This window comes from Paenibacillus sp. FSL W7-1332 (genome assembly GCF_037969785.1).
Classification (GTDB): domain Bacteria; phylum Bacillota; class Bacilli; order Paenibacillales; family Paenibacillaceae; genus Paenibacillus_AQ.
The window spans coordinates 15,001-27,255 of the sequence record NZ_CP150209.1 but is presented as its reverse complement, the minus strand read 5'-3'; the positions used below and the strand labels follow the sequence as shown (position 1 = coordinate 27,255).

The following is a 12,255-nucleotide window of genomic DNA, read 5'->3' as shown; positions in this document are numbered from 1 at the left end:
GGCATTTATAAGTTATGATGAAATCAACAGGAATTGTAAGGAAAGTCGATGAGCTTGGACGGGTCGTCATTCCAATTGAGTTACGCCGTACGCTCGGAATTGGTGAGAAAGATGCATTGGAGATTTATGTAGACGGCGAACGCATCATGCTTAAGAAATATGAGCCTGCCTGCATCTTCTGTGGTAACGCTGAGAATGTCACTTACTTCAAAGGTAAAATTGTTTGCCATGAATGTATCTCGGAAATCCCTACACCTGTGACAAATTAAGATTTTTAGTATATAATAGCATTATTACATTTTGTTAATTCTAACCTTTTTCATATCTCCTTGGTGCCTTCCTCGGCTATGAACCCGGCCGCAGGAGGGTCTTTTTTTGATATTAAAGAATTTATAAGTTTTCAGCGAAGTGAGCAATTCTTTAATCGCATTTATTTATATGTTTTGGGGTCCCCGCAAAGGATTTGAATAAACATCGAAGCATAGGCCCCACTTTGTGGGGCTATTTGTTATCCCCCTGCGCCAAGTTACGCTAGATCACGACTCCGTCAGGAGTGCATTATAAATATCCCGCTTCGATACACCGCGATCACTCGCGGTTTTTTTCATGGCATCCTTGCGGCTTAGTCCTTCCCGCTCGTAATGTTCCACATGCTCCTGGAGCGAAAGCTCCTGCCACCAGGCATTTTTCTCTTTAAGCTCCTCTTCTGCACTGCCGGCTTCAACCACCAAACAATATTCTCCCAGCGGCGGATGCTCCGTGAGCCAGTCCAGACATTCGGAGATGGTTCCGCGCAAGAACTCCTCGTAGCGCTTGGTTAGTTCGCGAGCCAAGGTCACCTTCCGATTTCCCAGTACCTCCTGCAAGATCTCCAGGGTCTTTTTCACGCGATGCGGAGATTCATAAAATAATAACGTTCCCTGCGCCGATTGCAAAGCTTGCAGCTGCTGGACGATATCTTTGCGCTCCCGCGGCAAAAAGCCGATAAACGTAAACCGTTCGGTCGGCAAACCCGAAACGATTAGGGCGGAAAGAGCGGCATTGGCCCCCGGGATCGGAATGACCGAAATGCCCGCTTCAATCGCAAGTGAAACCAGATCACTGCCAGGGTCCGAAATCGCCGGCAGACCGGCGTCGCTGACGAGTGCCACATTTTTTCCTTCTATTATATAACGTATGATTTCAGGCCCGCTGGCCGCCTTATTATGCTCGTGATAACTAAACAGCGGTTTAGCCGGAATTTCGAAATGGGTCAGCAGCTTGCGTGACTGCCTCGTATCCTCTGCCGCGATAATATCGCACTCCTGAAGGATGCGCACGGCTCGATAGGTCATATCCTCCAAATTACCGATCGGCGTTGCCACCAAATACAGAGAACCCGGGCTTCCCTCTCCCTGGTCGGCATAACTTTGCTGTACAAGATTTCTCATTCGTTCGTCTCATCCTTATGTGTTCCGTAGTAAATTTCCATAAAATCCGGTCCGTAGTTTCCTTGCTCATCATACACGATCAGCGGGGGCTTCAGCCGAACCTCAGGCTTCCCGTCCCGAATCCCCTCGATAAGCACCATGTTCGCTTCCATATTCACGCGCGGATGGACAAAACGGATGACTTTGGGCTCAATCCGGTATTTGCTCATCAGCGTAATGATTTCTGCCAGCCGCAGGGGCTTGTGGACCATGCTCATCTTCCCGCCTTGGCGAAGCAGCCTTGCACAGGATTCAATTACTTCCTCAAGCGTACAGTGAATTTCATGCCTGGCAATCGCCTGGTGCTCATTCAGCTTCAAGTCGCTGCCGTTCATCGGCATATAAGGCGGGTTGACCGTAATCAGGTCGTACGCTCCATACCCTTTTTCCTTGTACAGTTCCCGCAGATCTCCTTCATGAATCGTGATCTGATCCTGCAGATCATTCATCTCGACGCTCCGTCTGGCCATGTCTGCAAGTCTGGGCTGAATCTCAATCCCCTCGATCGGCGCTCCTGTACGTGTTGACAGCAGGATCGGAACAACTCCGTTTCCCGTGCACATATCCAAAATACGGCCCCTGCGCGGAATGCTGGCAAACCTGGCGAGCAGGACGGCGTCCATGGAAAAGCTGAATACCTCCTCACTCTGGATGATGCCAAGCTCATGGGTAAGCAGATCATCAATCCGCTCGGATGGTTGCAATAACACTTCTTTCAATTTCATAGTTTCAACCCTTTATCTCCATAATTCCAAACACGCTCTTCTGGTGTATCGGCTCTCTACATAGTACCTGATAAAATGAAATACATAAAAGGCTGCTCTTCACATTGCATGACAAGCAGCCGTATGGTATTTTTTCAATCGCGATCCTTACAGTATAACCTTTCCATTCTAGAAAAAAACCGTAGGCAGTTTCTCCTACGGCTTCTTATTTATTCAAAAAAGATAAGCAGAACAGGCAATCCCCTTCCGTCCGCAGATGTCCGTAATAGACATTGCAGATGTGGAAGCCTTCATGATACAGCCGAGCCAGGTTATCATATCCCTCGCCGACCACATCTTCATGTTCCTCATCCTTCACATGAGGCTGAGGTTGTAAAGCCACTGGGTTTTCCAATTCTGCCGGATTGACTTCCCGCTTTAAAATTTTCCGGAGCTGTTCATTTTCAAGACTGAGGCGATGGTTCTCTTCCAGCAGTTCCTTGATGACCAGCTTAAGTCCACCCAGTTCACTGTGTATATGTCCCATCTGTGTTTCCAACTCTTGAATGAGCACAAAAATGTTTTTCTTCTCCAAGTCTACACCCCGAAAATAAACATTCTATTGGACTATTTGATGACAACGTCATCCATTGGAAGTTCCTTAACCTTACCAATTTCAAACAGCTGAACATGAACCGTCCGCTTATCCGCATTCAGTCCGACTACTTTGCCTTCTCCAAGCGAAGTAACGACCATTTTCCCAGCGGATGGAAGCTCTTCTTTCACGCTTTCATAATTATCATGCTCAAACTTCAGGCAGCACATCAATCTTCCACATAGCCCGGAAATTTTAGTCGGATTGAGCGATAGGCTTTGATCCTTTGCCATCTTGATCGATACCGGCTCAAAATCACCAAGCCATGAGGAACAGCACAGTACGCGTCCGCAAGGTCCAAGACCGCCGAGCATTTTTGCTTCATCGCGAACTCCAATCTGGCGAAGTTCGATTCTTGTACGGAATATACTGGCCAGATCCTTGACCAGCTCACGGAAATCCACACGGCCTTCCGCCGTGAAGTAGAAAATGATTTTGTTGCGGTCAAAGGTAAATTCCACATCGACCAGCTTCATTTTCAGTTCGTGATCCCGAATTTTATTTAAACAGGTGGTGAATGCATCCTTAGCCGCTTGTTTGTTCTCTTCAACCACACGGGCATCAGAATCACCAGCGATCCGAATGACCTTCTTGAGCGGAAGGACAACGTCTGATTCACCGACCTCCTTCTTTCCTATCACAACTTGACCATACTCAATACCTCTCGCGGTTTCCACAATGACGGATTGTTCCTTCTCCACTGGCAGGTCGAGCGGATCAAAGTAATATATTTTGCCCGCCTTCTTAAAGCGGACACCTACTACACTGTACAAAAATAAACCCCCTTGTGCCTGTACATAATGGCCATTCTGCGGGCCTGGGGGTCTTCTCACGCCGGAGTGTTACCGCCCAAACCCATCAATAACTGCTCTAAACTGAGCTGTCCATTGACATTATAGCGTAACTTCTTCTGACACTCTGCGGCCAAATCCATGTATGACACCCACTGTGCTGTGCTGCGGGCTGATGCATGACCAGAGATATACTCTGCCTGATCTATGAAAACGAGAGACTCTTTCCTTCCATACTGGACATGGATCATGTCCTTAAACCATAAATGAAACATACTGAACAATAGGTCCAGATGATCTGAGAGTTCGGTTTTGAACACTTTTTGACTCGCTGTGATGATCGCTGAGCCGCTGCGGTTCAAAGACTCCTTCCCTAATTGTAACACTACGTTTCTAATTTCTGCAAACCAATTCTCACTCAATATTTTCCTGCACTCATCAAGTCCTGATGAAAGGTGAACTGCGCAGCGTACAAGTGCGGCAGGATAACCCTCCCCTACAAGAACCTTCTCCATCATCTGCGGATCTAAAGCCCTGAACGGAACCTGCTGGGATCTCGATTGAATGGTGGGCAAAAGGGCCTGTCCGTTCTCGGCAATCAGAATCGCTACAGCCGGCGCTTGGGGTTCCTCCAGAAATTTCAGCAGGCTGTTGGCTGCCTGTGTGGTCATCTTCTCCACCCGGTCAATGATATAAACCTTAGGATTGCGATTCTCCGATCGATAAGAGAATATACGCTGAAGATCGCGAATCTGATCGATCTTAATGCTTGCTCCATCAGGCTCAACCAATGTAAGATCGGGATGGTTGCCATGATCTACCTTGCGGCATTCCAAACATTGGCCGCAGGCATCGTCTTCAAGTTCCGTACAAAACAAAGCCTTGGCAAACGTAAGCGCCGTCTGCATCTGTCCGGCACCATGAGGGCCGCTAAACAGATAGGCATGACTGACCGCATTACGGCGCAAGGCATTTTGCAGCAGTTGCTTCGCAGTCTCTTGACCTACGATATCATTAAAAGACATAAGTCCTCACTTTCTATCAATCCTTCATGATCCTCCTCCATGTGGAGCAGTCATGAATTACGATACGCTTCCTTGCTTTTTGCAGCTAGAATACAAGATTGATCAGCATGCCTCGAATTTCACCAACTCGGTTCAGCAGATCAATTCTCCCCTGCTCCGTATCCAGCAGTTCATCCGCCATTGCGAGCAGCGCAGAATCGACTTCATCGATTACATTATACCGCTTTCCGCGTCCCCGGCGGTCCCAGCCGCGCGTTTCTTTCATTTTCACACCGCGACGTACCGTTTCCTCCAGGAATCGGCGAACCATCAATTTATACGCTTTGAGCTCTCGAACGGTCATCGCCTTAGCCAATCGATCACCTTGCATTGCAATTTCACGCATTTGACGACTCAGCTCTTCATGGGTCGCACGTTCTCCCTGCTGCTGCATCATATCCGAGAACGATCGCTTCTGAATCGGTCTGGCGTTGCCATCCGGCACCGTGAGTTCGCTTTTCATGGGCCGAAAGCCCGGATTGATCTTCACCTGAATCCACCGCCTATTGCGTTATTTCTTGCATCTAATAAAACGGAGGCATCGGTACGTTCATATCGAACAAACCTGTGCCTCACGTGAACGTACCTTGAAATGGATTGCTTGTCAAGCGATTTACTAACAATTATCGATAAATTGGACGATTATCCGGAATTCATTGAAATCATCCATCTATTAAGATCATCTCCCGAGTGCGGCGATCTACGGTAACTATTTTTATTATGATACAGAAGTGGTTCAGAAGACTTTGGTGACAGGAGAACACAGCCGTCAAATATCCCAATAAAAACATCCGTTACGTATCTATCGCAGATCCAGAAAATGAATTTAGAAATGCTCGAATCGTTCTACAGGGAGAACAAACACGGTTGCGCCACCAACCTGCACTTCGACCGGAAGCGGCAAGTAGGAATCGGTTGTACCACTCATAGGGGTTACCGGGGTGACCAGCTGTTCACGAACTTTACAGCTTGTGCGAATGACACTGAGCACACTTTCAACCTGTGAATCGTCTACCCCGATCATAAAGGTGGTGTTCCCCGCCTTCAGGAAGCCGCCTGTACTTGCAAGCTTTGTTGCCCGAAAATTAGCTTTGACCAATGCGGCGGAGAGACGGTTGCTATCTTTATCCTGGACAATCGCAACTATCAATTTCATGGTAAACCCTCCTTGTTTATTTGGACATCGTATGTCCTTAACAGTACTTATTTGACAAACAACCTCAAAAATCCTTTAATATCGCGTCTTCCAAGTGACGAATCATTTCTCTTTCCACCTGAGTCGGCGTTTTGGAAGCATCCACAATGCGAATTCGATCCTGATTACGTTCTGCTACCAATAGATAGCCTTCCCTAACTTTCTCGTGAAATGCCATGGTCTCCATATCCAGCCGATTCAATTCCCGTTCTGCATTTGCCGTGATCCGGGACATGCCAATCTTCGGCTCCACATCAAACAACAGCGTTAGATCCGGCATGCGGGTATCAATCGCAAATTGATTGATGTTCCATACCTCCTCCATGCCCAGTCCGCGTGCATATCCCTGGTAAACCAGACTGCTGTCCACGAACCGGTCACACAGTACAGTCAAGCCCTGGCTCAAAGCCGGCTCCACCTTCTCCACAAGATGCTGACGGCGGGCTGCCGCATACAACAATGCTTCGGTGCGTGCATCCATCGCGGTATGCTCCGGATCGAGAATAATGGAGCGGATCTTCTCCGCAATCTCAATGCCGCCGGGCTCCCGTGTAATCAGATACGGAATCGAATGGTTCTGCATAAAGGCAGCGAGTCTGCCCATCATGGTCGTTTTTCCGGATCCGTCTCCTCCTTCGATGGTAATAAATAGTGGTCTGCGATTATTCATAGCGTATCCTGCTTTCATCATTTGTTGATCGAGGAGCTCTAAGTTATACACTCCGGTATACCAGCGTAAAGTGGAGTTCCTTCCTTCACGTTTCCTTATAAACGACAATGGTTTGCAGCGTTGGATCGGATATCCCCTGGCATTTCGCCCCTGCATGCCTTAATACCAGGAGCCTCTGTTCCATTTCCGCTGTGATGTCTTCGCCTGGGTATAAGATCGGTATGCCTGGCGGGTAGGGAATAACCATCTCCGCCGCCTTTCGCCCAGCGCTCTTCGCTAACGGCACCGATTCCAACCTCCCCCTGTCAATCGGCTTGAGTGAGAAAGGAATTGGGGCCGAATAAGGAGTCTCTGCGGACAAATTGTTCCACGTGGAAACATCGGAGATCAGTCTTGCGTCAGTTAACAATTTATCATCGGTATCGAAATGATTGGAATCCATATCCTCGTGGGCCTCTCGCGGCTCATAGCTCATGAAATCCCCCTGATCCCGCAGTGTCCGGATCAGTAATTCCGTGCTCTCTGCCGTAGCGCCTGGTTCGGTTCCGATCCCTTCTGTCTTCTCCCCCTGCTCTACAATATGCACAAGAGCCCATAAGACGTGATTCGCATCTTCCCGAGTCGATGCCAGCGTAAACAATAAGACGACGCGCTGCTCGTCACTCATCTCCGGCACACAGCCGCACGCCTCTAGTGCGCGCTGGAGTGCATACCCGCTCAGGGACCCGGTGCGGTCATAGATGACCGCCTTGAACGGGTCCTGGCGGGTATACGCCGCAGCGGCCGTGCCCGCGGCGTGGCCCCCGGGCTGCGGTGGCTGCAGCAGCCCGAAGCGCGGCAGCTTCGCGAGGCCGCGCCGGAAGGTCTCCACGGCGGCCAGGCCAGCCGTAAAGGCGCCTGCGCCCTGCGTGTGCAGCAACCGCCGCGCCAGATCCAGCGAAGCCATGAGCGGGTACGAGGGGCTGGAGCTCTGCACCATGGCCAGCCGCTGGCGCAGCAGGCTTCGGTCCAGCAGCCCGCCCTGTACATGCAGCATGGCTCCCATCGTCATGGCGGCTAACATCTTGTGTGTGGATTGAACCACACCATCCGCCCCGCATGACAAAGCGTTCATCGGCAGCTGGGGATGCTGTCCGTAATGAGCTCCGTGCGCTTCGTCCACCAGCAGTGGAATGTCGCGCTTATGGCACGCTTCCGCGAGCGGCCTTAAGTCGCTCCCCATCCCGTAGTAGTTCGGCATCGTGACGATCGCCCCACGTGCCTCAGGGTAGGCCTCAAGAGCCGCTGCCAGCGTAGCCGCAGATGGAGCAATGGCTAAACCGCTTGGCTTGTCCATCTCTGGCTGAAGAAACACCGCCCTTGCACCCGCCAGCATCAATCCGTTCAACACAGACTTGTGTACGTTCCGCTGTACAAGCACGATATCGCCCGGTTCACGGCAAACCGTCAGGATTAGCGCCAAATTGCCGGCTGTACTTCCCCCCACCAGGAAGAAGCTTTCCTCTGCGCCAAAACAATCTGCAGCCAGCTCCTGTGCTTCCTGAATAACGCCTTCCGGATGAAATAAATCATCGGTTCCGGTAATTTCCGTCACGTCAATGCGCATGGCCTCTTGCAGCATCTCCGCAGCGTTACCTTCTTCTGCATATGCCCTGCCATTTTTATGACCAGGTACATGAAAAGATGAAGCCCCACGTTCTCGATACCATATTAAAGCTTCTGCAAGTGGGGCACGCTCTCTATGTGTAGTCATCGACATATCCCTTCGGATTACATTCTCTAACCTATTTTAACGCAATTTGAAACCTACGCCTACGTCTCCATGCACGGAAAGCCCCCTCTAAACAAAAAAAGGCCTTTCATTCAGGCCCATTTGACGCGTGTACCCGCATCTATGCATTTTTCGGCATGGCAATCTGTTTTAATTGACGAATAAAAAAATGATATTTGGCATCTTCCGCACTGGTATGAACGATTTCGGACTCACATTCCTCGCATACGAATTGCGAGACAATGGTGATTCCCTCTGTCTTCGTCTGATTGCATATGATACACACGTGTTCGGTCAATTCTTCCATAACCATCCCACCTTGATCCTTTTCCTATTAGTATGACACAGTTTCTATTATTTTAAACCTTTTCATAGGATATCGGTCTACGCTTTATGTATATGTACCCCTTGGTGCCCTTGTGTCTGTACCTTTTTTTTCAGCTTAATAAAAATATGATTTTGTCCGATAAAGACATAAAAGACTTAATCTTCTCGTCTATCGAAATTCACTTCTACTTAAAGGGGGACGGCATAGCCCAATGGCAGATCCACATGGTCAAGCCACCTTTTATCACTATCGATTAATTAAGAAAATCCAAATTCCCAAAAGCTTGCTCATCCTCTACTTAAGTTTGCCTTGGCTAGCAGCGGCTGCAGGTGCATTTTGGGTGTCACCGTATTTCCTGCTCTATCTGCTAATCGCCTTTCCGCTTATGTTATGGATCCAGTATGTCGTCGGACATACCGTGCTCGTCCTATTGGGAGCAAGCTACCGTAAACGTTGGCGCTTCCGTCTGAGGTTGCCTTGGCTTGGTTATATTCCGGATCAACACGTCAGCCGTCGCGTATTTAATTTAGTGCAGTTCTATACCTGTTGGGTGGGGATTGTCTTAAGCGCTATCATGGCCTTCTGGTCTCCGTTGCCTTTTGCCATTACGCTTCTGTTCTGGCATCTTTGGCTCCTTCTCCCGCGCGGCTATACGATGCTGCGTCTGAGCGGCCAGCGTAAAGATGGCATGTTGAAAATGAATGAACAGGACATCTCCTACTACCTGCAATAATGTTGAAGCTTCTGCATCCATCACTACATAGCGCTATAAACCCGATTTTCCGTTTCAAACTAAATAAAGACCTCATTCCGAAGTCGGAACGAGGTCTTTATTCATTTGCTTTATTGCTTTCCAATCCTTGTATGGCTTGTTTTTTTAGCTGTGCCGGAACCGTGATTATAAGAAAATCGTCATGCACCGATAGGTGGACGATACTTTTACCTTTTTCAAAAACTAAAGAAGAACCGTTATCTTCAACTTCTTTCTGCTTCCATCCCCACGACTCAATCTCTTCCAGGTAGGCTTCAGGAATGCTGTCGTCTCCCTTTAAGCCCGGAAGCGCATACCGTACATAATCCAAGTCACTAATGCCTGTGGTTTGCTCCGTTTTATTCGCTTCCTTCGGAACCGGGAATGACTTCACATTCGCCGCGCCGTCAAAGGTTTCCCAGCTTGGTTTTGTGGATGCCCCACATCCGGATCCGATCAACACGATCGTAACCGCACAGATCATCCCTGCCACATGCAGACCACGTTTACACAACATGTAATTGTCCTCCTTCCCCCACAATAACCGGTCTCCAGATGAGTATTCATAGTTGGTTGGTTAATGGAGAACCTTCCAATCAGGCCTTATTTCCTACTGCCTGCGCATATCGGTAATCACATTCCCGATTATACCTAATTCTATTATACTGATTTTTGGCATGGTATCGGTAACAAAATCTTCATCTGTTTACGTCAATTTTAGGATCATGTTATATAACAGAGAAGCTGCTGACATCACGCTGCAGCATCTATCATTAGTCGGACAATCTCTAAATCTGCACTTCATCAAAACTTCGATGAACACAAATAAAAACCACCATCGATTACATCGACAGTGGTTTTTCGCTTGGCGACGTCCTACTCTCCCGGGACCCTTCGGTCCAAGTACCATCGGCGCTGGAAGGCTTAACGGTCGTGTTCGGTATGGGAACGCGTGGAACCCTTCCGCCATCGCCACCAAACGGCTCAGATGCTTGATCACCTGAAAACTAGATACGAAACGAAATTTGCGTTGATTAGAATCCGTAGCATTACCCGATGTGGTATCGGGGTCCCCGAAAAGTATTCGGCGTTGCTCCAAAGCTTCGCTTCACTTTTTGGGGTCATTTGGATAAGCCCTCGACCGATTAGTATTGGTCAGCTCCATGCATTGCTGCACTTCCACCTCCAACCTATCTACCTCGTCGTCTTCAAGGGGTCTTACTAATTGGGAAATCTCATCTTGAGGGGGGCTTCACGCTTAGATGCTTTCAGCGCTTATCCCGTCCGTACGTAGCTACCCAGCCATGCTCCTGGCGGAACAACTGGTGCACCAGCGGTACGTCCATCCCGGTCCTCTCGTACTAAGGACAGCTCCTCTCAAATTTCCTACGCCCACGACAGATAGGGACCGAACTGTCTCACGACGTTCTGAACCCAGCTCGCGTACCGCTTTAATGGGCGAACAGCCCAACCCTTGGGACCTACTTCAGCCCCAGGATGCGATGAGCCGACATCGAGGTGCCAAACCTCCCCGTCGATGTGGACTCTTGGGGGAGATAAGCCTGTTATCCCCAGGGTAGCTTTTATCCGTTGAGCGATGGCCCTTCCATGCGGTACCACCGGATCACTAAGCCCGACTTTCGTCCCTGCTCGACTTGTAGGTCTCGCAGTCAAGCTCCCTTATGCCTTTGCACTCTTCGAATGATTTCCAACCATTCTGAGGGAACCTTGGGGCGCCTCCGTTACTCTTTAGGAGGCGACCGCCCCAGTCAAACTGCCCGCCTGACACTGTCCCCGTACCGGATCACGGTACCAGGTTAGAACCTAGATACGATCAGGGTGGTATCCCAACGTCGCCTCCACACAAGCTGGCGCTCATGCTTCTTAGGCTCCCACCTATCCTGTACAGATCGTACCCAAATCCAATATCAAGCTGCAGTAAAGCTCCATGGGGTCTTTCCGTCTTGTCGCGGGTAACCTGCATCTTCACAGGTATTAAAATTTCACCGGATCTCTCGTTGAGACAGCGCCCAAGTCGTTACGCCATTCGTGCGGGTCAGAATTTACCTGACAAGGAATTTCGCTACCTTAGGACCGTTATAGTTACGGCCGCCGTTTACTGGGGCTTCGGTTCACAGCTTCGGATTGCTCCTAACCGCTCCCCTTAACCTTCCAGCACCGGGCAGGCGTCAGCCCGTATACTTCGCCTTACGGCTTCGCACAGACCTGTGTTTTTGCTAAACAGTCGCTTGGGCCTTTTCACTGCGGCCCCCTCGGGCTATTCACCCTACCGAGGCACCCCTTCTCCCGAAGTTACGGGGTCATTTTGCCGAGTTCCTTAACGAGAGTTCTTCCGCGCGCCTTAGAATTCTCTTCTCGCCTACCTGTGTCGGTTTGCGGTACGGGCACCTTCACCTGACTAGAGGCTTTTCTTGGCAGTGTGAGATCATGACCTTCGCTACTATAATTTTCACTCCCCATCACAGCCCAGCCTTATCGATGTGCGGATTTGCCTACACATCAGCCTCACTGCTTGGACGGACATCCATCAGTCCGCGTCACTACCCTCCTGCGTCACCCCATCGTTCATAACGGTTTACGGTGGTACAGGAATTTCAACCTGTTGTCCTTCGATTACGCCTTTCGGCCTCACCTTAGGTCCCGACTTACCCTGAGCGGACGAGCCTTCCTCAGGAAACCTTGGGCTTTCGGCGGATCAGATTCTCACTGATCTTTTCGTTACTCATACCGGCATTCTCACTTGTATGCTGTCCAGCGCTCCTTACGGTACACCTTCAACCTGCATACAACGCTCCCCTACCCCTGAATCGACTTCACTCCGCCTTCGAAGTGTGTT

Annotated in this window: 13 protein-coding genes and 2 rRNA genes (1 of these 15 only partly in view); 2 read left to right on the top strand and 13 right to left on the bottom strand. The window is 49.6% G+C overall.

Translation table 11 applies throughout. The features are described 5' to 3' along the window. The first annotated feature begins 14 nt into the window (after window positions 1–14). On the top strand, window positions 15–269 hold the full coding sequence (locus tag MKX98_RS00125) for an AbrB/MazE/SpoVT family DNA-binding domain-containing protein (protein ID WP_006207408.1): 255 nt from the start codon (window positions 15–17) through the stop codon (window positions 267–269). 267 nt (window positions 270–536) lie between these two features. Here MKX98_RS00125 and rsmI read toward each other — a convergent pair whose 3' ends face one another. The 10 genes from rsmI to MKX98_RS00075 all read right to left on the bottom strand — a co-directional run bounded on the left by rsmI (window position 537) and on the right by MKX98_RS00075 (window position 8,626). Beyond that, complete coding sequence (gene rsmI, locus MKX98_RS00120; protein ID WP_220687041.1) at window positions 537–1,430, bottom strand: 16S rRNA (cytidine(1402)-2'-O)-methyltransferase; 894 nt, start codon at window positions 1,428–1,430, stop codon at window positions 537–539. Next, on the bottom strand, window positions 1,427–2,194 hold the full coding sequence (locus MKX98_RS00115) for a tRNA1(Val) (adenine(37)-N6)-methyltransferase (RefSeq protein WP_194540289.1): 768 nt from the start codon (window positions 2,192–2,194) through the stop codon (window positions 1,427–1,429). The genes rsmI and MKX98_RS00115 overlap by 4 nt, the downstream gene beginning before the upstream one ends. Window positions 2,195–2,399: 205 nt before the next feature. Next, window positions 2,400–2,768: a DNA replication initiation control protein YabA gene (gene yabA / locus MKX98_RS00110; protein ID WP_009591928.1), complete on the bottom strand. Its 369-nt coding sequence runs from the start codon at window positions 2,766–2,768 to the stop codon at window positions 2,400–2,402. Window positions 2,769–2,800: 32 nt separating this feature from the next. Continuing rightward, a complete protein-coding gene (locus MKX98_RS00105) occupies window positions 2,801–3,601 on the bottom strand; it encodes a stage 0 sporulation family protein (protein ID WP_071221096.1) in 801 nt (266 codons plus the stop codon). A gap of 56 nt (window positions 3,602–3,657) precedes the next feature. Further along, window positions 3,658–4,644 (bottom strand): DNA polymerase III subunit delta', encoded by a 987-nt coding sequence (gene holB / locus MKX98_RS00100; protein WP_220687042.1) that lies wholly within the window; start codon window positions 4,642–4,644, stop codon window positions 3,658–3,660. Between the two features lie 85 nt (window positions 4,645–4,729). Beyond that, window positions 4,730–5,173, bottom strand: a complete 444-nt coding sequence (locus MKX98_RS00095) for a YaaR family protein (protein ID WP_071221098.1) — start codon at window positions 5,171–5,173, stop codon at window positions 4,730–4,732. Window positions 5,174–5,509: 336 nt separating this feature from the next. Further along, window positions 5,510–5,839 carry a cyclic-di-AMP receptor gene (locus MKX98_RS00090; RefSeq protein ID WP_006207400.1) on the bottom strand — a complete coding sequence of 110 codons (330 nt, stop codon included), beginning with the start codon at window positions 5,837–5,839 and terminating at the stop codon, window positions 5,510–5,512. A 64-nt stretch (window positions 5,840–5,903) separates the two neighbouring features. Further along, the gene (tmk, locus tag MKX98_RS00085) at window positions 5,904–6,548 is read right to left on the bottom strand and encodes a dTMP kinase (RefSeq protein ID WP_071221099.1); all 645 of its coding nucleotides are present in this window, start codon (window positions 6,546–6,548) and stop codon (window positions 5,904–5,906) included. An 85-nt stretch (window positions 6,549–6,633) separates the two neighbouring features. Next, the gene (locus MKX98_RS00080) at window positions 6,634–8,301 is read right to left on the bottom strand and encodes an aminotransferase class I/II-fold pyridoxal phosphate-dependent enzyme (protein ID WP_220687043.1); all 1,668 of its coding nucleotides are present in this window, start codon (window positions 8,299–8,301) and stop codon (window positions 6,634–6,636) included. 139 nt (window positions 8,302–8,440) lie between these two features. Further along, the gene (locus MKX98_RS00075; RefSeq protein WP_071221101.1) at window positions 8,441–8,626 is read right to left on the bottom strand and encodes a sigma factor G inhibitor Gin; all 186 of its coding nucleotides are present in this window, start codon (window positions 8,624–8,626) and stop codon (window positions 8,441–8,443) included. A gap of 232 nt (window positions 8,627–8,858) precedes the next feature. Here MKX98_RS00075 and MKX98_RS00070 point away from each other — a divergent pair, with 232 nt between their 5' ends. Beyond that, a complete protein-coding gene (locus tag MKX98_RS00070; RefSeq protein ID WP_194540286.1) occupies window positions 8,859–9,380 on the top strand; it encodes a hypothetical protein in 522 nt (173 codons plus the stop codon). 97 nt (window positions 9,381–9,477) lie between these two features. On the opposite strand, the gene MKX98_RS00065 is transcribed toward MKX98_RS00070, so the two are convergent. The 3 genes from MKX98_RS00065 to MKX98_RS00055 form a co-directional block, all read right to left on the bottom strand. Beyond that, a complete protein-coding gene (locus MKX98_RS00065) occupies window positions 9,478–9,915 on the bottom strand; it encodes a hypothetical protein (protein ID WP_194540285.1) in 438 nt (145 codons plus the stop codon). A 346-nt stretch (window positions 9,916–10,261) separates the two neighbouring features. Further along, a 5S ribosomal RNA gene (rrf, locus tag MKX98_RS00060) occupies window positions 10,262–10,378 on the bottom strand. 145 nt (window positions 10,379–10,523) lie between these two features. After that, window positions 10,524–12,255: ribosomal RNA gene (locus MKX98_RS00055) — 23S ribosomal RNA — on the bottom strand; it runs 1,314 nt beyond the window's last position.